This is a genomic window from Caproiciproducens sp. (assembly GCF_053840905.1).
Genome location: NZ_JBNLXQ010000007.1, coordinates 36,985 through 57,815, shown reverse-complemented (window position 1 = coordinate 57,815; position 20,831 = coordinate 36,985). Strand labels below are relative to the sequence as shown.

Below are 20,831 nucleotides of genomic sequence, written 5' to 3'. Positions count from 1 at the left end.
TGAACAATTGCGATTGATGTTGAATAATAAGAATGGTTGGTGATTAAATGAGAGCATTGCTGATGCTTGAAAATGGAATGACCTTTGAGGGGGCGGGTTTTGGCGATGAACATGACGTTCTCTGCGAGGTCGTGTTCAACAGCGCCATGTGCGGCTACACGGAGCTGCTGACCGACCCGTCCTATGCGGGGCAGGGCGTCGTCATGACCTATCCCCTCATCGGGAATTACGGCATCTGCTATGACGACGCGGAATCTACAAAGCCGTGGCTGCGGGCTTTTATCGTACGGTCCGTTTCCGGCGCGGCCAGTAATTTCCGCCGTGACGTGGATTTGAACACCTTTTTGAAGCAGAACCACGTTCCCGGTATTCAGGGGGTGGATACGCGCACCGTTACGAAGGTGCTGCGTGAGAGCGGCACCATGCGCGGCATGATTGCATACGGAGATCAGATTGATCCCTCGGCAATGAAAAAACAGATCGAAGCCTTTGTGCTGGAATCCTGCGTCCCTCTTGTCAGCAGCGGGGAACAGAAGGTGTACGGCGACGGACCCGTTAAGATCGCTCTGGCGGATTATGGGGTGAAGAGCAACATCATCCGTTCGCTGGTGAAGCGCGGCTGTACCGTAAAATGCTTCCCGTACGACGCCTCTTTTGAGGATATGATGTCTTTTTCACCGGACGGCATCATGCTCTCCAATGGCCCCGGCGACCCGAAGGAGTGCACAAAGGCTATTTCTGAACTGAAAAGGGTGTACGCTCATGGCGTCCCAACCTTTGCGATCTGCCTGGGACATCAGCTGATGGCGCTTTCTCAGGGATTTGATACTTATAAATTAAAATATGGCCATAGAGGAATCAATCACCCGGTCAAGGATTTAAGTACCAACAGGGTGTATATCACTTCCCAGAACCACGGCTTTGTGGTCAATGGCGACACGATCAATCCTTCAGTAGCCGACGTCCGCTTTATCAGCATGAATGACGGCAGTATTGAGGGATTGAACTATAAAAACGGAAAAGTGTTTTCTGTGCAGTACCATCCGGAAGCTTCTCCGGGCCCGCTTGACACAGGCTTTCTTTTCGATCAATTTTTCAAGCTGACAGGAGGAGGCCAGATATGAAGAGAGCAGATATCAAAAAGGTGATCATCATTGGCTCCGGTCCGATCATTATCGGTCAGGCCGCGGAGTTCGACTACGCCGGAACACAGGCCTGCCGCGCACTCCGCGAAGAGGGCGTAGAGGTCATCCTGATCAACTCAAACCCGGCTACCATCATGACGGACAAGCAGATCGCCGATAAGGTTTATATTGAGCCTCTGACTGTTGAAACCATCAAAAAGGTAATTCTCAAGGAAAACCCGGACAGTATCCTTCCGACCCTGGGCGGCCAGAACGCGCTGAACCTTGCGGTGGAGCTGGAAGAGACCGGCTTCTTAAAGGAAAACAACGTGGAAATGATCGGCACGAACGCCGACACCATCCGGATGGCGGAGGACAGGGAGCTGTTCAAGGAAGCCATGGAGCGTATCCAGCAGCCCTGCGCGCAGAGCGCCGTTGCGGAAAATATTGAGGACTGCGTCAAAATCGCGAGGAAAATCGGTTATCCCGTTGTTGTGCGCCCCGCGTACACACTGGGAGGAAGCGGCGGCGGCATCGCGGCCGACGAAGAGCAGCTGCTCTCGATCGCAACACTCGGCCTGCACCGCAGCCGTGTGAACCAGGTGCTGATCGAACGGTGCATTTCCGGCTGGAAAGAAATCGAGTACGAAGTCATGCGCGACCGCAACGGCAACTGCATCACGGTCTGCAACATGGAAAACTTCGACCCCGTCGGCGTCCATACCGGCGACTCCATTGTCGTCGCTCCCTGCCAGACGCTTGCGGATAAGGAAACGCAGATGCTCCGTTCCGCCGCGCTTGCCATCATCCGGGAGCTGAAGGTGGAAGGCGGCTGCAACGTTCAGTTCGCTCTGAATCCGAAGAGCTTTGAGTATTGCGTGATCGAAGTAAATCCCCGCGTGAGCCGTTCTTCCGCGCTTGCCTCCAAGGCGACGGGCTACCCGATCGCGAAGGTGGCTTCCAAAATCGCGCTGGGCTATACGCTGGATGAAATTCAGAACGCCATTACGAAAAAGACTTTTGCGTGCTTTGAGCCGACGCTGGACTACTGCGTGGTGAAGATTCCGAGATGGCCGTTTGATAAATTTGTCTACGCCAAGCGCAGCCTGGGCACCCAGATGAAAGCGACCGGCGAAGTCATGGGGATTGCTCCGACCTTCGAGGCGGCTTTGATGAAATCCATCCGCTCGCTGGAGCAGAATGTTTTCAGCCTGCTCGACCCCAACGTCGGCAGCCTTACGAACAGCGAGCTGGAGCAGCGGCTTTATGTCGTCGACGACCGGCGGCTCTGGGTGGTTTCCGAAGCGTTGAGGCGCGGCGTGACCCCGGAAAAGATTCACGATATTACGAAAATCGATCTCTGGTTCCTGGACAAGCTGCTCTCGATCATCGAGGTCGAAAAAGCTTTTGCCGCGCGGCCGATTGATAAGGCCCTGCTTCTGAAAGCAAAGGACTTTGGGTTCCTTGATAAAACCCTGTCGCAATTAAGCGGCAAGACCGTAGAAGAAATCCGGGCAATGGAAGACGAGTGGGACATTCATCCCATTTATAAAATGGTCGACACCTGCGCGGCCGAGTTCGACGCGGAAACGCCGTATTATTACTCCAGCTACGGAATCCAGAATGAATCCGTACCGCAGGGCGACCGGAAGAAGATCCTTGTCATCGGCTCCGGTCCCATCCGCATCGGGCAGGGGATCGAGTTCGATTTCTGTTCCGTTCACAGCGTCTGGGCGCTGAGGGACCTGGGGTATGAAACGATCATCGTCAACAACAATCCGGAGACCGTCAGCACGGACTTTGACATTGCGGATAAGCTGTACTTTGAACCGCTGACCGAAGAGGATGTGCGCCATATTGTCGATCTGGAAAAACCGGACGGCGCCGTCGTGCAGTTCGGCGGACAGACCGCCATCAAGCTGGCCGGGGCTATTGAAAAAATGGGCATTCCGATTCTCGGGACCTCGTTTGACAGCATCGATGAGGCGGAAGACCGCGAGCGTTTCGACAAGATCCTGTTTGAATGCCGGATCCCGCGCGCGGATGGCCGTATGGTCTTTACCTGTGAGGAAGCCATCCGGGCGGCGAACGAGCTGGGCTACCCGGTGCTTATCCGGCCTTCCTATGTGCTCGGCGGACAGGGCATGCATATCGCGTATGCCGACGAAGACATCGTCGAGCAGATCGGCATCATCAACCGGATCGCACAGGAGCATCCGATTCTGGTGGATAAATACATTATGGGCACCGAGGTGGAGGTCGACGCCGTCTGCGACGGAATCGACTCGGTCATTCCGGGCGTCATGCAGCATATTGAGCGCGCCGGCATCCATTCGGGGGACAGCATTTCCGTTTATCCCGCCATCGGCGTACCGAAGGACATGCAGGAGCTGATTGTGGAGTATACCCGCCGGCTCGCGAAAGCGCTGAAGGTCAAGGGACTGCTGAATATCCAGTTTATCGTCAAGGATCAGGAGGTGTATGTCATCGAGGCAAATCCGCGTTCGTCCAGAACCGTGCCCTATATCAGCAAGGTGACGGGGATCCCGATCGTTCCGCTGGCTGTCGGCACTTTCTTTGGAAAGACGCTGCCGGACATGGGTTACCACTACGGACTGCAAAAAGAAAAAGACCTGATCGCCATCAAAATGCCGGTTTTCTCCTTTGAAAAGCTTTACGGGGCCGACGTCAATCTCGGTCCGGAGATGAAATCCACCGGCGAGGTGCTGGGAATCGCGCGTACCTTTGACGAGGCGCTGATCAAGTCGTTTTACGGCGCCGGCGTACACATGATCAAAAACGGCAGGGTGATCTTTACCCTGAAGGACAGCGATAAGGAAGAGGCCCTGCCCATTGCCAGGGGGCTTTACGACCTTGGATGGACGATCTACGCCACGGCGGGAACCTCCGACTTCCTGAACGACCACGATATCCCGACCATCCGCACCAATAAAATCGGGACGGGCAGCCCGGATATCCTCGACCATATCGCCTCGGGCAAAATCGATCTGGTTATCAATACTCCGTCCCGCGGGGTGGCGCATAACAGGGACGGCTATAAAATACGCAGAAACGCGGTGGAATCCGGCATTCCCTGCCTGACTTCGCTGGATACGGCCAACGCGTTTCTGACCTGTGCGCAGCACGTGGAAACCACCCAGCTTTCTGTGATCGATATCACGAAGGTTTCCAAGTTCCTGAACTTCATCTGACAGCTCCATTCAAACAAATGGAGTAGAAAAATCCGCATATTCAGAGTATGGATATAAATCATTTATAGGAGGAAAATAATGATGAAAAAATGTGAGCTTCTCTATGAGGGCAAGGCAAAAAAGGTTTACGCGACGGATGATAAGGACTACTGCATTGTCGATTACAAAGACGACGCGACTGCCTTTAACGGACAGAAAAAGGGGACAATCGTCGGCAAAGGCGTCGTTAACAACAAAATGTCCAATTATTTGTTCCAGCTGCTGGAAAAACACGGTATCAAAACGCATTTTGTCAAAGAGCTGAGCGACCGGGAAACGCTTGTAAAAAAAGTAAAAATCGTCCCGCTTGAGGTAATCGTCCGCAACAAAGCGGCCGGCAGCCTCGCGAAAAGGCTCGGCCTGGAGGAAGGCACCCCGATGAAGACCACCGTGCTGGAATTCTGCTATAAGAATGATGAACTGGGCGACCCGATCGTCAACGAATACCACATCCTTGCCGCCGATTTCGCGACGAAGGAAGAAATCGATCAGATCAGCGCCATGTCGCTGAAGATCAACGAAATTCTGAAAGAGTTTTTCCTCTCCGTCAACATCGAGCTGATCGACTTCAAACTGGAATTCGGCCGCTGCGCCGACGGGATTATCCTTGCGGATGAGATTTCCCCGGATACCTGCCGCTTCTGGGATGTCAACACCCACGAAAAACTTGACAAGGACCGCTTCCGCAGAGATTTGGGCGGAGTGGAAGAGGCTTACGCCGAGGTAATGAAGCGCATCGGTTTATAATGTATAGGGATGGTGAGTATTTGAACAGCTCTGTGATGGATTACGATTTTTCCAAGCCGCACGAAGAATGCGGCGTTTTCGGAATCTATTCCGACGGCGGGACGGCGCCCGCCTACGCTGCCTACAACGGGCTTCTCGCTTTGCAGCACAGGGGGCAGGAAAGCTGCGGAATCGCCGTCTGCGACCGCGGGGTGATTTCCTACTCGAAGGACATGGGCCTTGTCACCGAAGCGTTCAACGATAAAATCCTTGACGATCTTGTCGGCCAGATGGCGGTCGGCCATGTCCGCTATTCCACCGCGGGCGGCAGCGTGCGCGAAAACGCGCAGCCCCTTGTCATGCGGTATATCAAGGGTACCCTCGCGATTGCCCACAACGGGAATCTGACCAACGCCTATGAGCTTCGCCACGAGCTGGAACACAGGGGATGTATTTTCCAGACGACGATCGATACCGAGGTCATCGCCTATATCATTGCGCGGGAGCGCGTGGACGCTCCTTCGATCGAGGAAGCCGTCCACCGCGCGCTTACGAAAATCCAGGGCTCGTATTCCCTCGTGGTCATGAGCCCGCAGAAGCTGATTGCCGCGCGCGACCCGCACGGCTTCCGGCCGCTTTGTATTGGCAGGATCGGCCGTTCCTATATTTTTGCGTCCGAAACCTGCGCGCTGGACGCGTGCGGCGCGGAATATGTACGCGACGTGGAACCGGGGGAAGTCGTTGTTGTGGACAGCAACGGCCTGCGCTCCATCAAGGACCCGGTAAGCGTGGAAAAATCGCTCTGTGTTTTTGAGTATATTTATTTTGCGAGAACGGACAGCTATATTGACGGGAAAAGCGTTTATGAGGCGCGTAAAGAAGCCGGGCGCCTGCTTGCAAGGCAAAAGCCGGTCGAAGCGGATATCGTAATAGGCGTGCCGGAATCCGGAATTGACGCCGCGATCGGCTACAGCGAGGAATCGGGTATCCCCTATCAAAAGGGAATTGTAAAAAATACTTATATCGGACGGACCTTTATCAAGCCAAACCAGTCCGAGCGGGTGCGCAGCGTACGGATCAAGCACAATGCGCTTTCCTCCTGCGTAAAAGGGAAACGGGTGGTCATGCTGGACGATTCCATTGTACGCGGAACGACCAGCGCGCACATCGTCACCATGCTGAAGGACGCAGGCGCGACGGAAGTCCATCTCAGGATCAGCTCTCCGCCGTTTTTATGGCCGTGCTATTACGGGACGGACATTCCGTCCAAGGACGATCTGATTGCCTGCCAGCACAGTATTGAGGAAATCGGGAAGATGAGCTTCGCGGATTCCATCGATTTTCTGCACCTGGACAATCTGCCGAAAATGATGGGCGGGTGCAGCGGGTTCTGCGACGCGTGCTTCTCCGGCAAATATCCCGCGCCCGTGCCGGATTATCTGATTGCAAATAAGAATTACGACTACTGCACACCGATCAAACGGCTGTAATATTCCTGTTTGGAGGATCATACCATTGAAAAATACTTATGAATCACCGCTTTCGTCACGCTATGCGGACGACGAAATGAAATATTTGTTTTCACCGGATAAAAAATTCAGAACATGGCGCAGACTGTGGATTGCACTGGCGCAGGCTGAAAAAGAACTCGGGCTGAACATCACGCAGGAACAGATCGATGAAATGATCCGGTTCCAGGACGACATCAATTACGAGGTCGCCGAAGCGCGTGAAAAAGTGGTGCGTCACGACGTGATGTCGCATGTCTATGCCTTTGGGCAGCAGTGTCCGAAGGCCATGCCGATCATCCATCTTGGCGCGACGTCCTGCTATGTGGGCGACAACACGGACATTATTATCATGACGGAAGCTCTGCGGCTGGTAAGGAACAAGCTGGTCGGCGTGATCCGCGTGCTTTCCAAATTCGCCGTGCGGTATAAGGACCTGCCCACGCTGGCGTTTACCCATTTCCAGCCGGCACAGCCCACCACGGTGGGCAAACGGGCCACGCTCTGGATACAGGATCTGCTGATGGATTTGGAGGATGCGGAGTATCAGCTTTCCAAGGCGAAGCTTTTGGGCTCCAAAGGCACCACCGGCACGCAGGCCAGCTTTTTGGAGCTGTTTGACGGCGACCACGAAAAGGTGAAAAAGCTGGACGAACTCATTGCCGAAAAGATGGGGTACACCTCCTGCTTTGCAGTCTCCGGGCAGACGTATTCGCGCAAGCTGGACAGCCAGATGCTTTCCGTCCTGAGCGGGATCGCGCAGAGCGCGGCGAAATTTTCCAATGATATCCGCCTTTTGCAGCATCTGAAGGAAGTGGAAGAGCCGTTCGAGAAAAACCAGATCGGTTCCTCGGCGATGGCCTATAAGCGCAATCCGATGCGCAGCGAGCGGATCGCTTCCCTTTCCAGATATGTCATGGTCGACAGCCTTAATCCGGCTGTTACGGAGGCGACGCAGTGGTTTGAGCGTACGCTGGACGATTCCGCGAACAAGCGTATCAGCGTCCCGGAGGCGTTCCTTGCCGTGGACGGCATTTTGAACCTGTACGCGAACGTCGCCGACGGACTGGTTGTTTATCCGAAGGTAATCGGGCAGCACCTTTTAAGGGAGCTGCCGTTTATGGCGACGGAAAACATCATGATGGACGCCGTCAAGCGCGGCGCGGACCGGCAGCAGCTTCACGAAAGGATCCGGGTGCATTCCATGGCCGCTTCCAAGGTGGTCAAGGAAGAGGGCGGAGAAAACGACCTGCTTTCCCGTATTGCCGCCGACCCGATCTTCGGCGTGACGCTCGAGGAGCTTTACGCGATTGTCAGGCCGGAAAAGTATGTGGGCAGGGCGCCGCAGCAGACGGAGGAGTTTATTTCCGAGGTAGTCGGCAGGGCGATTGCGCCTTACGAGTTTATTCCCGATGAAAAAACGGAAATAAATTTGTAATTGATACGGCGAAACAGGAATTATTTTTTATTGTTGATTCTGCTTTGCTTTTCAGAATAAGTGTGATATTATAATTGAGTTGTTTCCATACTGCCTAAATTCGGCCGCGGGGCAGTTTTTCAGCGAATTCCGTAGCGGCACGGCGGAGTGAATGCATATGATTAAAGCAATTGTTGGCGCAAACTGGGGAGACGAAGGCAAGGGGAAAATCACCGATGTCGAAGCAGCTCAGTCCGACATTGTTATTCGGTTTCAGGGCGGCAGCAATGCCGGCCACACCATTATAAACAACTACGGCAAATTTGCCCTTCACCAGCTGCCATCCGGTGTCTTTTACAGCCATATCACGAATATCATCGGCAACGGCGTTGCGCTCAGCGTGGAGAATTTTGTCAAGGAATTGAACGCGCTTCAGGAGCGCGGCGTTCCGAAGCCGAACATCGTTATTTCTGACCGCGCGCAGCTGGTCATGCCATACCATATTCAGCTCGACACGTTCGAGGAAGCGCGTCTTTCTTCCCATTCCTTTGGATCGACAAAGTCGGGAATCGCTCCCTTTTATTCCGACAAGTTCGCGAAGATCGGCTTCCAGATCAGCGAGCTTTACGACGATGAAAGCTCTTTGAGGGAGAAGATCGACCGGGTCGTTACGCTGAAAAACGTGCTGTATGAGCATCTGTATCATCAGCCCAAACTGACGGCCGATGAGATTTACAATCAGCTGATGGAATATAAGAAGCTGTTGGAGCCCTATGTCGCGGATACGTTTTCCATTCTGCACAAAGCGGTTCAGGAAGGAAAAAACATCCTGCTGGAAGGACAGCTCGGCGCCTTGAAGGATCCCGACCACGGGATTTATCCCATGGTTACCTCGTCTTCGACGCTGGCCGGATACGGCACTATCGGAGCGGGCCTTCCTCCTTATGAAATCAGGGAGATTATCGCGGTGGTAAAAGCCTACTCAAGCGCCGTCGGCGCGGGGGAATTTGTCAGCGAAATTTTCGGGGAACCGGCCGACGAGCTTCGCCGCAGGGGCGGCGACGGCGGCGAATTCGGCGCCACGACCGGGCGCCCGCGCAGAATGGGCTGGCTGGACCTGGTCGCTTCCCGGTACGGCTGCCAGGTGCAGGGCGCTACCTGCGTCGCGCTGACCGTTCTGGATGTACTGGGGTATCTGGATGAAATCCCGGTCTGCGTAGCCTACGAGCTGAACGGCAAACGGATCGATTCCTTCCCGCCGACCGTACAGCTGAAACACTGCAAACCGATTATTGAGACTTTGCCCGGCTGGAAATGCGATATCCGCGGGATCCGGAACTATGAGGATCTTCCGGAAAATACGCGCCGGTATATCGAATTCGCCGAGAAGGAGATCGGAGTTCCGATTAAGATTGTTTCCAACGGCCCTGCGCGTGAAGATATTATTTACAGATAAGGTTCCCGTAATGGAGTGCTAACATTTCCGGTGGCAGTGTTGGCACTCGTTATTTTCAGATTCAATTCTACCGGAGAAAGTGTGATACTATGTGTGGAATCGTTGGCTATATCGGAGACGACCAGGCTGCTCCTTTCTTGCTGAGCGGACTGGAAAAACTGGAATACCGGGGCTATGATTCAGCCGGAATCGCCGTTTATGACGGAACTTCCCTCCATGTTATGAAGGCGAAGGGAAGGCTGAAGGTATTAAGCGACATGATCAACGGGGGAAAAGACGTCCTCGGTACTGTGGGAATCGGCCATACCAGGTGGGCGACACACGGAAAACCGTCGGATATCAATTCCCATCCTCAGGTCAGTGACTCCGGAAAATTTGCCGTTGTTCACAATGGAATTATTGAAAACTATCTCTCGTTGAAGGATTTGCTCATCAAAAAGGGGATCAATTTCGTATCGGAAACGGATACGGAGGTGATCGCGCAGCTTCTGGAATACTACTATAAAGGGGATATTCTGGACGCCGTTATCCGTGTCATCAATAAGGTGGAGGGTTCTTATGCTCTCGGCATCATCTGTGAGGATAACCCCGACCAGATTGTCGCCGTCAGAAAAGACAGCCCGCTGATCGTCGGCCTTGGCAGGGGCGAAAACTTTATTGCTTCCGACATCCCCGCTATCTTAAGTAAGACAAGGGATATTTACCGTCTGAACGATAACGAAATCGCCGTGCTTCAGAAAGAATCCGTGATGATTTATAATACGGATAAGGAAATCGTTCCGAAAGAGCCCTGCCATATCGACTGGGATATTTCCGCCGCCGAAAAGGGCGGATATCAGCATTTTATGGCCAAGGAAATTATGGAGCAGCCCAAAGCGGTGAGGGACACGATTTCCCCCAGGATTCAGGATGGGAAAATTGTTCTGGACAATATCACCCTGACGGCGGAACAGCTGAAGAGCTTTTCCAAGATCTTTATTCTGGCCTGCGGCTCCGCGTACCATGTGGGGATGATTGCGAAATATATTCTGGAAAGATTTGCGCGCATCCCCGTGGAAGTGGATGTCGCTTCCGAATTCCGATATCGCCATCCCATTATCGACGATAAAGTCCTGGTGCTTGTCATCAGCCAGTCCGGCGAAACGGCGGATACGCTGGCGGCGCTGCGCGAGGCAAAGAAGCTCGGCGCAAGAACGCTTTCCATCGTCAATGTGGTCGGCAGCTCCATTGCCAATGATTCCGACGACGTGCTTTACACGTGGGCCGGTCCCGAAATCGCCGTGGCGACGACAAAGGCTTACAGCACCCAGCTTGCGGTCATTTATCTGCTGGCGATCTATTTTGCCGACAAGCTTGGGAACCTCTCCGAAGAGGATTACGCTTATTACGTTTCGCAGCTTCAGGAGCTTCCCGATAAAATTGCCGAGATTCTCAACAACAAAGAACATATCCAATTCCTTGCGTCGCAGTTCTTTAATGTAAGGGACGTGTTTTTCATTGGCAGAAACCTGGACTATGCGATGTCTCTGGAAGGCTCCCTCAAGCTGAAGGAGATTTCCTACATCCACTCCGACGCGTACGCGGCCGGCGAATTGAAGCACGGCACCATTTCCCTTGTGGAAGATGGTACGCTGGTGGTGGCGCTGGCTACCCAGAAGATGCTTTTCGATAAAATGATGAGCAATGTAAAAGAGGTCAAGGCGCGCGGCGCCGTGGTGCTTGGCCTGACCACCGAAAACAATACGAAGATCGAGCAGGTGGCCGACCATACGCTGTACATTCCCGAAATGTGTGAAATGATGCTGCCGTCTCTGGCGGTCGTTCCTCTGCAGCTTTTCGCGTATTATGTTGCGTCGATGAAGGGCTGCGACATTGATAAGCCCCGCAATCTTGCAAAATCGGTGACTGTTGAATAAAAGATTACTCTGTTGCTTCTGTAAAATCCGGCGACAGTTCAAAGAATGGAAGTGCACGAACATATGACGCAGAACGAAGCGGTTTTAATTCTCGACTTTGGCGGGCAATACAGCCAGCTGATTGCGCGGCGGGTCCGGGATTTAAACGTATACTGTGAGATTAAATCCTATAAGACCACTGCCGAACAAATCGGGACGGCAGGATACAAGGGGATTATTTTCAGCGGCGGGCCTGACACGGTATATGATGAGAATGCCCCTAAATGTGACCCCGGGATATTTGAACTGGGGATTCCCGTGCTTGGAATCTGCTATGGCGCGCAGCTGATGGCCTATCTGCTCGGCGGCAGGGTGGAAAGCAGCAAAGTGCGTGAATACGGAAAAACAACCGTGGATTTCGATCCGACGAGTGCGCTGCTTTCCGGTCTGGAAAAGCAGTCGGTCTGTTGGATGAGCCACACCATTTATATTGCGGAAGTTCCCGACGGGTTCCGGGTGACTGCCACAAGCGGAAACTGTCCGACCGCGGCCATGGAAAACGAGGGGAAACGTCTTTATGCCCTGCAGTTTCACCCCGAGGTGGAGCATACCGTGCACGGCAATGAAATCCTGCGAAACTTCCTCTATCAGATCTGCGGCTGTGCGGGGGACTGGGAGATGTCTTCCTTCGCGGCGGCGACCATTCAGCAGATTAAAGAGACCGTGGGCGATAACAAGGTGATCTGCGCGCTTTCCGGCGGGGTGGATTCCTCTGTTGCGGCTCTGCTGGTTCATAAAGCGGTGGGTAAAAATCTTACCTGTATTTTCGTGGATCACGGTTTCCTGCGAAAGAACGAAGGCGACGACGTAGAAAATGTTTTCCGTAAACAGTTCGATATGAATCTGATTCGTGTAAACGCGCAGGAACGCTTTTTGTCAAAGCTGAACGGTGTTTCCGAACCTGAGCGCAAGCGAAAAATCATAGGGGAAGAGTTTATCCGCGTTTTCGAAGAAGAGTCCAGAAAGATCGGCCATGTGGACTATCTGTGCCAGGGCACGATTTATCCGGACGTTGTGGAAAGCGGGGCAGGGGATGCGGCGGTCATCAAGAGCCACCACAATGTCGGCGGACTGCCGGATGACGTTGATTTTAAAGGTCTGATTGAACCTCTCAGAAATTTGTTTAAGGATGAGGTCCGCAAAGTCGGTCTGGAACTCGGTATTCCGGGCCCCCTGGTCTGGAGACAGCCGTTCCCGGGGCCGGGGCTCGCCATCCGCATTATGGGCGAGATCACCACCGAGAAGCTGGATATCCTGAAGGATGCGGACGCGATCTTCCGTGAGGAAATCGCCGGTGCGGGCCTTGACAGGAGCATCAACCAATACTTTGCCGTATTGACCGGCATCAAGAGCGTCGGCGTTATGGGCGACGGCAGAACGTACGACTATACCATTGCGCTGCGCGGCGTGACGACCTCCGACTTTATGACTGCTGACTGGGCCAGAATCCCTTACGACCTGCTTGACAAAATTTCCAACCGTATCGTGAACGAGGTCAAACACGTCAACCGCATTGTTTACGACATTACCAGCAAGCCACCGGCCACAATCGAGTGGGAATAATAATCGAAAGCCTCGGAAACCGCGTGATGGCGGACACCCCGGGGCTTTTCCTTTTTTGTGAAAAGAGGGTTGCCTGACATTCTTGATTCTATACGCCCCGGCAATAGAAAGTTATGGTTATACGTTTAAAATATTAAAAATAAAAATAGGTATGTTATATTGAGTAAGGTTTATACAACAGACGGCGGGAGGACAATGGATTTGAACAGCATGAATCATATTTTAATTGGAACCATTGTGTATGAGTACCTGAACGAGAAATACGGCATAGTTTTAAATAAATCGCGTTTTTTAACGGGCAATACGTGCCCCGACCATGGAATCTCCTTTCTGCGTCCTCACAAAATGAGATACTGCAATAAGATGGTGCGCAGAAAGACGGAAAAGCTTTGCAGGAACGATGATCGGATCATCGGCGCGAAAGCGTCCAAAAAGCTTGGCATTTTGTGTCACTACTACGCGGATTTCTTCTGCTGCGCACACAGCTCTCAATTCAGCGGCAGCATCAGGGAGCATGTCCGGTATGAGAATGAATTGCTGCAGTTTATGAGGGAAAATTACTCCGCTTTTCGCGGGATGGATTATGTGGCAAACGCGGCCGTTCCGAAGGGTGTAGCGGAAATCAACAACAGGATGCGCGGCCTGATTGAAAAGAGACCGGCAAAGGAATACGATTTTGGTACGGAACTGTTCTGTGCCATCCAGGCGTGTGCGGTACTGGTGCTCTCCGTCAGCCTTGCCATCCTTTCGCAGTACAATCAGGTATTGCAGCAGGAGATGAACATGAGAAAGACAGCGTAGATTATTGTACTTTCACTGAATATTTAATTAATAAAATCAGATGCTGAAAAGCACAAAACCCGTCAAACGTAAGTTTGAACGGGTTTTTGTTTGCAGCTTCCACCGTCTGGATTTAGTCCGAAACCTGAGCGAATTCAATCCGTTCATTGTTAGGCCCTAAGAACAGAAAAAAACGATTGCTTTTGGGAGCAAACATTTCGTTTGATTCGATTCCGTTGCTGACGATTTTGTATCCCATTGCAACGATTTCCTCGTATGCCGCGTCGATATTTTCACTCACCAGGGCGATATGATCAATCGCACCGGCGGGCTTCTCATCCGCACGGCGGCGGTAAATTTCCAAACGGCAGCTTCCGTTTTCCAGAATGCAGGAAAATTCATGCATCACAACCGGTACAAAACCAAGATTTTTATAGAATTCTACTGTCGTGGTAAAGTCACCGGCGGGAATTGCCACGTGAGCGAGGCCTGTAGGAACGTTTCTAATCATTTTCTATCCTCCATATTTCGTCAGATTCTTGCTGATTGTCACACATCACACAAATTTTATAACGGTTTAATATTACATGCAGCAAACAATAAAGTCAACAAAAATTATTGCTCCCCTTCACATGGAAATGAATTCCTTTTGTGAAATTTCAGTTTGGTTTATGTTTCAATGGTCGTAAAGAATCCCCGCCTTTATCGGGCCAGTTTACCGGTCAGAAACATGCAGCCGCTGTTTTAGACCATCCTGTAAGACCTGTGAAAAGTTGACGTTTGCTTTTTCGGCCAAATCATTAAGCCAGCTGGGAACAGTTACGTTTTTGCGAATTGTCCGCATATCATTCGCACGCCGGTAAGCGTCGAAGTCAATATCGACCAGAGTTACGATTTCATCCGGATCATGGTCAATGTCTGCCGATGAAGATGGTTCGGGAATTTTTCGGCCGTCGTCCTGCTCGCTAATACCCCAGAGACCAATTGCATCACGCGCCATATATATTGCTTCGGCAAGGTCTTTTCCTTCACTGTTAATCTGTAGATCAGGGACGTATATGACATACCCATGTTCTGCCGGGGTGAGGACAACGGGATAAACTTTTTTCATAGTAAGCACCTCCAATTCGTTACAACCTATACAGGGGGCCAAAGGAAAGAACCTGTAAATATTAATACAAAAAGCCCGTCAAACCTACATTTGACGGGCAATCAATGGAGCTGCTAATGCGATTCGAACGCATGACCTCATCCTTACCAAGGATGTGCTCTGCCAACTGAGCCATAGCAGCAAATGGCGACTCGGATCGGGATCGAACCGACGACCTCTAGCGTGACAGGCTAGCGTTCTAACCAGCTGAACTACCGAGCCATTTACCGTGGACAACGAATATCATTATACTGAAAAGGCCGTTAGTTGTCAACAGATAAACGACAAAAAAATAATTATTTTTTATTTGACAAACCCTCCCCGGAAAATCGGGGAGGGTTCCCGCTACTCCTGCTTGATCGCGGTCAGCGCGCTGATTTTGACGGCCCGGTTCGCGGGATGAAATCCGGAAACCAGACCGATCATAGTAGAGAAGACAAGTGCTCCCAGCGCCAGCCAGAGCGGAATGATGGAGATCTGAACAGCGGAACCGCCGGCCGTGGCTCCCACCGCATTACCGCCGCCCGCGCTCTGCGCGGCGTACAGGGTGTTGATCAGAAAAGAGATCGCGTAGCTCTGCGCAATCCCGATCGCGCCGCCCATAAACCCAATGGTTCCGGCTTCGATCAGGAACATGGTGCGGATATTCCGAACGACACAGCCGAGCACTTTCATGATCCCGATTTCACGGGTCCTTTCGTAGATGGACATAAGCATGGTGTTTGCAATCCCCAGAGCCGCTACCAGAAGCGAGATTGCGCCAAGACCGCCCAGAATCATCTGAATGGTTTTCATCTGCTCCTCAAGCGGTTTACGGATACTTTCCATGCTGTAAGTGGAGAAGCCCATATCCTGTATTGCCTTCTCCGCGTCCGGGACAGCCTCTACGGAAGCGACCTTCACACTTGCGCTGTCGTATCCGTCTTTTTTGTTGGGGTCCTTTTTGATATTGTTCAGCTTGTTGTATTGATCACGGAGCTGCTTCGCAAGGGTGACATCCATAAAAACGGAATGGCTGGGGGAGGGGTTCTTTCCCCAGTCTTCCACCAGAGTACCGATACATTGCAGCTTGATCGGTTTGGTCTTCGAGGTGGAGTCCTCCGGCAGGTTGATCTCGGCCTGAAATTTGTCGGTGAGGGCGGAAACGTAAGGGTCGGGCATCTTGCCGTTTTTGTCGGCCTGCGGAAAAATCATGTTGTTGCTGGATTTTCGGCTGTCGATAAAATCGTATTCCGCGTCTTTGCCAAACAGAATGGTCGTTTCCGGGGCTCCTCCCGCCGGGAGCGTTCCGGTTTCCGCCTGATATCCGAATTCTTTCAGAGCATTCATCGAAACGCCGTAAATCATTCCCTGATAGCTGTATTTCCGGCTTTTAATGGTAATGACGGAAGGGTCAAGGTAAAAGATGGGGGTGACGGCCACCACCTCCTTCATGGCTTTTACCTCTTCCAGCGCTTTGTCGTCCAACGCCGCCGAATCCGGAGTCTGCGACGCATTGTTAACCGTGATAACCGTCAGGTCGCCCATGTCCTGCATCATGGTTTCCATGGACTGCTTGATTCCGATGCCGAACGACATCATAACGACGATGGCGCAGGTCCCGATCACAACGCCCATCACCGTCAGAAGGGTTCGGACCTTGCGTTTGAACAGATTGCCGAGCGCCATTGAAAGCATGTCTTTCCATTTCATGGCTTTTCCTCATTGGCAGACTGACTGGCTTCTATGGGAAGGTCGTCGTAATCGTCGCTTTCCTCCAGCTGTTTCAACTTCTTTGCTTTTCGTTTCTTAAGTATGACGACCAATACGATGATTCCCGCAATCACTCCTCCGATTCCCGCAAAAATTCCCCAGAGCGGCGGGGAAGAGGCGCCCGCGTTTGCCGGGACGGAGGGTTCGGAATCGATCCCATCGCCCGGACCCATTGCGGGCATTACCTCGCAGGAAAATTCCTTGACCAGATTTTTGATTTCTCCATTTGCGTCCTCGTAGCTGAAGGTCGCCGTGCCGGTCAGGGTCCCCTCTTCAGTCGGGTTCAGCGTAGCCTGAAACGTGTCGCCGACGCCCGAGTCCACATTGCCGATATAGGTGTTTGACTCGCCAGTGGTAAAATTTCCGTCCAGCTTGACGGAAAGATTGAATACTTTACTTTTGCCCTTGTTTACATAATTGATATTCAGCTGGCCGGAGTCGCCCAGAGAAATCGGCCCCTGCAGATCCGCTTCATTTGCTTCAAAACGGTCGGACTGCGTCAGCGGGATGGAGATGGTCTCTGTTGCATCAATAGCCTCCCGCTTGCCGTCCAGAACGGCCTCATAATTGAAGGCGATGGAAACGCCGTAGGAATTCGGGGTGGCGTCGGCTTTGGGGATCAGGGCGATCTGTTCGGCAAAGACCGCGTTTGGGCCGACCTTGGGAATATAAAAGGTGTTGGAGGACTTCGCGGGAGTGAACGCGCCCGCCACGGATTTGTCGTCGTCGCCGGCCACAGAGGAAACGGTGATTTTCAGGTTCTCAATCCGCGTGTTGGCACTGGTGTTTTTAAAGCGCATGGCAAGATTGAATTCTTTACCGCCCATCACCGCTTTTCCGCCGTAATCGTAATTTTCTATGATAATCAGCGGTTTACTTTCATTGGTGGTTTCGTCCTTGTCCGTCTTGGTGCCGGTCACGGGAATAAAGACTTTTGAAGGAACGGATTTATCCAGCTCATCCGCGGAAAGAATCAGGCTGATCGCGTAGTTGTTGGTTGTCATTTTTGGGAGACAGGTCATAGGATAGGAAATGGCGGCGGTGGCGCCGGTATCCAGCGTGTTGATATACTGCGTATCCGTGACCCCGTTGATGCTGATTCCCTCCGCCGTGGAGGTGTCCAGCACGGCCATGATGTTGTCGCAGACGACGCTGCCGGTATTTTTCAGCGTGAAGGTCAGATTGAATTTTTCGCCCTCTTTGACCGGCGTGTGGTCAAGCTGATAGGACTGCACGACCAGTTTTCCCTGATCCTCCGTGTCGCTGCTGGTGCTGTCGGGGTCAAAGATGGTCTTTTGTGCCAAATAGGTTTTTGATTTATCGTCGTCGTAATAAATTGTAAATTTCAGAGTACCCGCTCCGTCGCCAATTCGTTTCATATATAATTCCGGAATGGTAAGGCTATAGTCGGCGTTATTGCCTTCATAGTCTTCATTGACACGCTCAATTTCATCATTGTCAGAGGTGAAAGTTTTTTTCTTCAGTGATATAGAATCATTGGAGCTTTCGACAGTGATTGTAATTTTATTTGAATGTTCTGAAGGGTGATTAAAATAGAAAGTAGCTTCAAAAGGACTTCCTTTAGAGACAGTCAATTTTTCACTGCTTACAGTCGGTGCCGGTTGCGCATAGGTTACCGCCGAAGCGGGAAGGCCGCCGAAACAAAATGCCGCGATCAGCAATACCGCCAAAATAAGGGAAACACGCTTTTTTCCTGTTCTTTTCATGAACTTAATTCCTCCTCGTTTATCCCACTGTTAACAGACAGGTCCCTCACGTCGCTCAGCACGCTGCCGTCGTGGATCGTAATGATCCGGTCGGCATATTTGGCGATTTCCCCGTCGTGCGTTACAATAATCAAAGTCTCATGGTATTTTTTTGCCATGGCCACCATGATCTCCATTACCTCACGGCTGGTCCTGCTATCCAGATTGCCCGTGGGTTCGTCCGCAAACACGATTTTGGGCCGCACGACAAACGCGCGGGCGATTCCTACCCGCTGCTGCTGTCCGCCGCTCATCTGGGTCGGCTTGTGCTGCAGGCGGTCGCCCAGGTTGACGACTTTCAGCATATGTACCGCCCTTTTGATCCGCTCGTTTTTGCCCATGCCCTTGAACACCAGGGGTATCGCCACGTTTTCTATCGCGGTCATCGTCGGCATCAGGTTGTAGGACTGAAAGACAAAACCGATGTTTTTCTGCCGGAACAGCGCCCACTGTTTTTCGGAAAAATTCGTGACATCCTTTCCGTCGATGATAATACGGCCCTTGGTCGCTTTTTCCAGTCCCGCCATCATATTCAGCAGAGTCGATTTTCCGGAGCCGGAGGTCCCGAGCACGCAGCAGATTTCCTGTGGCTCGATCGTGATATTGATTCGGCCGAGCGCTACAATTTTTTCTTTGTCCACATGGTAAACCTTGCGGACATCTTTTAAGCAGATCAGGCTCATACGGATCCTCCAAACTTAAATCTATATTAAATAAGAAAAGAAAAAAGTAATATTTTGGTAATTTCTATTTTAATATGATTCCCGTATGAAAACAACAAACAAATATGTAATCATTCTGATTCAGAAAATAAAAGTCATGCTTGCATATTCTTCTGTTTATGATAAAATTAATATAAAAAGGTGGGATGACACCGCCGCCGGTAATGGAGGTATTTCTTTGGATCTGTACATTAAGCAGAAAATATTTTCTTTGAGAGATAAATACAGCGTCTATAATGAGCTTGGCGAACCGGTTTACACGGTGGAAGGAGAGCTTTTCACCTGGGGAGCGAAAATCCATCTGTATGATTTGACGGGAAGGGAGCTATATTATATTAAACAGAAGGTGCTGACCTTTCTGCCCGAATATGAAATTTATGTCGGCGAACAGTTTTGCGCGAGGATCAAGAAGGAATTTTCCTTCTTCACTCCGAGGCTGAATGTGCAGAGCAGCTACGGCGATTTTGAAATTGAGGGCGGTTTTATGGAAATGGATTTTTCCATTTATCACAACGGGCAGGTTTTCGGTGAAATTCATAAAAAATGGCTTTCCTGGGGGGATACTTACTGCCTGACGGTGGCAAATCCGGAGGACGCCGCATTCTTTACCAGCATGGTGATTGCCATTGACAACTGTATGCATAACGAATCCAACCAATAGGGGGCTTACCGTTGGAGTTCCGTGAAGTAAAGCTGGAGATTTTTGTGCCGGAGGAGTTTGTGGTTCCTATCCGGGATGCTTTAAGCTGCGTGGGAGCAGGGAAAATCGGGAACTACGATCACTGTGTTTCCGTGTCGAAGGTCAGCGGATACTGGCGCCCGCTGGACGGCGCTCATCCCTATCAGGGTACGGCCGGAGAAATCTGTTCGGGAAAAGAGTGTAAAATGGAAATCCGGTGCAGAAGGGAACTGGCCGCGAACGCGGTCCGGGTGATCAAAAGCATCCATCCCTATGAAGAGCCGGTGATCAATATTCTGCCGCTTGTCAACGACCTTTTTGACCGGGGAAACGACGGCTGATTTGGGCGCAAAAAAACGCGCCCGCAAAGCTGTGAGCGCGAAACTTGTCCAGACCCCGTCCGGTGTAAAGAAAAGAGCCCCGCACGCGAATTGCGTGTCGAGACTCCTGATTGGCAGGGGCAGAAGGACTTGAACCCTCGGCACGTGGTTTTGGAGACCTAACTACTAAACTCTTGAAAGCCGCATGAACACTATATAAAACAGACATATAAAAATATTTTTACACCTTATTTACACCTTATCTTAAAAATGACAGCGGACGATAAACGCTATTTTTGATAAGAAAAGCGCTCATAAACCGCATGGATAAAGGCTTTTCATGACGGACTAATAAAAAATATTTTTATATGCTTATTTGAACTATCGTAAAAGTGTTACTAAAAATTGGCACTTTAAAAACTATATATCATGATCTGAAGACAACTTCATAGATAAATACATACTCTTTATATTAAAGCGTTTCTACGCTTATTCAAGGCATTATTATAGCCTTGTAGTGTAATTATACTATTTGATATAAAAACGCTTAGAAAGGCTCGTAGACAATTCTACACGCATATGCTATTTTCATAAGGTGTTATAATGAAATATCACATGATTTTCAATTATAATCTTCAGGTAGTGTAATTATACCTCTAAAA

16 protein-coding genes and 2 tRNA genes are annotated in these 20,831 nt (G+C 51.3%); 11 read left to right on the top strand and 7 right to left on the bottom strand.

Annotation, left to right across the window (positions count from 1 at the left end; genetic code table 11):
• The first annotated feature begins 47 nt into the window (after nucleotides 1–47).
• The 9 genes from ACQGQ5_RS08755 (at nucleotide 48) to ACQGQ5_RS08715 (ending at nucleotide 13,801) form a co-directional block, all read left to right on the top strand.
• On the top strand, nucleotides 48–1,124 hold the full coding sequence (locus tag ACQGQ5_RS08755) for a carbamoyl phosphate synthase small subunit (RefSeq protein ID WP_455736142.1): 1,077 nt from the start codon (nucleotides 48–50) through the stop codon (nucleotides 1,122–1,124).
• Nucleotides 1,121–4,336, top strand: coding sequence for a carbamoyl-phosphate synthase large subunit (gene carB, locus ACQGQ5_RS08750; RefSeq protein WP_455736141.1), 3,216 nt, complete (start codon nucleotides 1,121–1,123; stop codon nucleotides 4,334–4,336). The genes ACQGQ5_RS08755 and carB overlap by 4 nt, the downstream gene beginning before the upstream one ends.
• Before the next feature lie 81 nt (nucleotides 4,337–4,417).
• Nucleotides 4,418–5,122 (top strand): phosphoribosylaminoimidazolesuccinocarboxamide synthase, encoded by a 705-nt coding sequence (gene purC / locus ACQGQ5_RS08745; RefSeq protein WP_455736304.1) that lies wholly within the window; start codon nucleotides 4,418–4,420, stop codon nucleotides 5,120–5,122.
• A gap of 35 nt (nucleotides 5,123–5,157) precedes the next feature.
• Entirely contained in the window at nucleotides 5,158–6,591 is a 1,434-nt protein-coding gene (purF, locus tag ACQGQ5_RS08740) for an amidophosphoribosyltransferase (RefSeq protein ID WP_455736303.1), read from the top strand.
• 25 nt (nucleotides 6,592–6,616) lie between these two features.
• Nucleotides 6,617–8,047: an adenylosuccinate lyase gene (gene purB, locus ACQGQ5_RS08735; protein WP_455736140.1), complete on the top strand. Its 1,431-nt coding sequence runs from the start codon at nucleotides 6,617–6,619 to the stop codon at nucleotides 8,045–8,047.
• A 157-nt stretch (nucleotides 8,048–8,204) separates the two neighbouring features.
• Complete coding sequence (locus tag ACQGQ5_RS08730) at nucleotides 8,205–9,482, top strand: adenylosuccinate synthase (RefSeq protein ID WP_455736139.1); 1,278 nt, start codon at nucleotides 8,205–8,207, stop codon at nucleotides 9,480–9,482.
• Nucleotides 9,483–9,571: 89 nt separating this feature from the next.
• Nucleotides 9,572–11,398, top strand: coding sequence for a glutamine--fructose-6-phosphate transaminase (isomerizing) (gene glmS, locus ACQGQ5_RS08725; protein ID WP_455736138.1), 1,827 nt, complete (start codon nucleotides 9,572–9,574; stop codon nucleotides 11,396–11,398).
• Between the two features lie 63 nt (nucleotides 11,399–11,461).
• Complete coding sequence (guaA, locus tag ACQGQ5_RS08720) at nucleotides 11,462–13,000, top strand: glutamine-hydrolyzing GMP synthase (RefSeq protein WP_455736302.1); 1,539 nt, start codon at nucleotides 11,462–11,464, stop codon at nucleotides 12,998–13,000.
• Between the two features lie 210 nt (nucleotides 13,001–13,210).
• On the top strand, nucleotides 13,211–13,801 hold the full coding sequence (locus ACQGQ5_RS08715; RefSeq protein WP_455736301.1) for a zinc dependent phospholipase C family protein: 591 nt from the start codon (nucleotides 13,211–13,213) through the stop codon (nucleotides 13,799–13,801).
• Between the two features lie 112 nt (nucleotides 13,802–13,913).
• Here ACQGQ5_RS08715 and ACQGQ5_RS08710 read toward each other — a convergent pair whose 3' ends face one another.
• The 7 genes from ACQGQ5_RS08710 to ACQGQ5_RS08680 all read right to left on the bottom strand — a co-directional run bounded on the left by ACQGQ5_RS08710 (nucleotide 13,914) and on the right by ACQGQ5_RS08680 (nucleotide 19,131).
• Nucleotides 13,914–14,291, bottom strand: a complete 378-nt coding sequence (locus ACQGQ5_RS08710; RefSeq protein ID WP_455736137.1) for a VOC family protein — start codon at nucleotides 14,289–14,291, stop codon at nucleotides 13,914–13,916.
• Between the two features lie 204 nt (nucleotides 14,292–14,495).
• Nucleotides 14,496–14,891, bottom strand: a complete 396-nt coding sequence (locus tag ACQGQ5_RS08705) for a type II toxin-antitoxin system HicB family antitoxin (RefSeq protein WP_455736136.1) — start codon at nucleotides 14,889–14,891, stop codon at nucleotides 14,496–14,498.
• Nucleotides 14,892–14,996: 105 nt separating this feature from the next.
• A tRNA-Thr gene (locus ACQGQ5_RS08700) sits at nucleotides 14,997–15,072 on the bottom strand.
• Nucleotides 15,073–15,075: 3 nt separating this feature from the next.
• Nucleotides 15,076–15,152, bottom strand: a tRNA-Asp gene (locus ACQGQ5_RS08695).
• 123 nt (nucleotides 15,153–15,275) lie between these two features.
• Nucleotides 15,276–16,622 carry an ABC transporter permease gene (locus ACQGQ5_RS08690; RefSeq protein ID WP_455736135.1) on the bottom strand — a complete coding sequence of 449 codons (1,347 nt, stop codon included), beginning with the start codon at nucleotides 16,620–16,622 and terminating at the stop codon, nucleotides 15,276–15,278.
• Nucleotides 16,619–18,061: a cell adhesion protein gene (locus ACQGQ5_RS08685; RefSeq protein ID WP_455736134.1), complete on the bottom strand. Its 1,443-nt coding sequence runs from the start codon at nucleotides 18,059–18,061 to the stop codon at nucleotides 16,619–16,621. The genes ACQGQ5_RS08690 and ACQGQ5_RS08685 overlap by 4 nt, the downstream gene beginning before the upstream one ends.
• A 344-nt stretch (nucleotides 18,062–18,405) precedes the next feature.
• Nucleotides 18,406–19,131 (bottom strand): ABC transporter ATP-binding protein, encoded by a 726-nt coding sequence (locus ACQGQ5_RS08680; RefSeq protein WP_455736133.1) that lies wholly within the window; start codon nucleotides 19,129–19,131, stop codon nucleotides 18,406–18,408.
• Nucleotides 19,132–19,348: 217 nt separating this feature from the next.
• On the opposite strand from ACQGQ5_RS08680, the gene ACQGQ5_RS08675 reads away from it, so the two are divergent.
• Both ACQGQ5_RS08675 and cutA read left to right on the top strand, forming a co-directional pair.
• Nucleotides 19,349–19,831: an LURP-one-related/scramblase family protein gene (locus tag ACQGQ5_RS08675; protein WP_455736132.1), complete on the top strand. Its 483-nt coding sequence runs from the start codon at nucleotides 19,349–19,351 to the stop codon at nucleotides 19,829–19,831.
• An 11-nt stretch (nucleotides 19,832–19,842) separates the two neighbouring features.
• Nucleotides 19,843–20,190: a divalent cation tolerance protein CutA gene (gene cutA, locus ACQGQ5_RS08670; protein WP_455736131.1), complete on the top strand. Its 348-nt coding sequence runs from the start codon at nucleotides 19,843–19,845 to the stop codon at nucleotides 20,188–20,190.
• Nucleotides 20,191–20,831 lie beyond the last annotated feature (641 nt).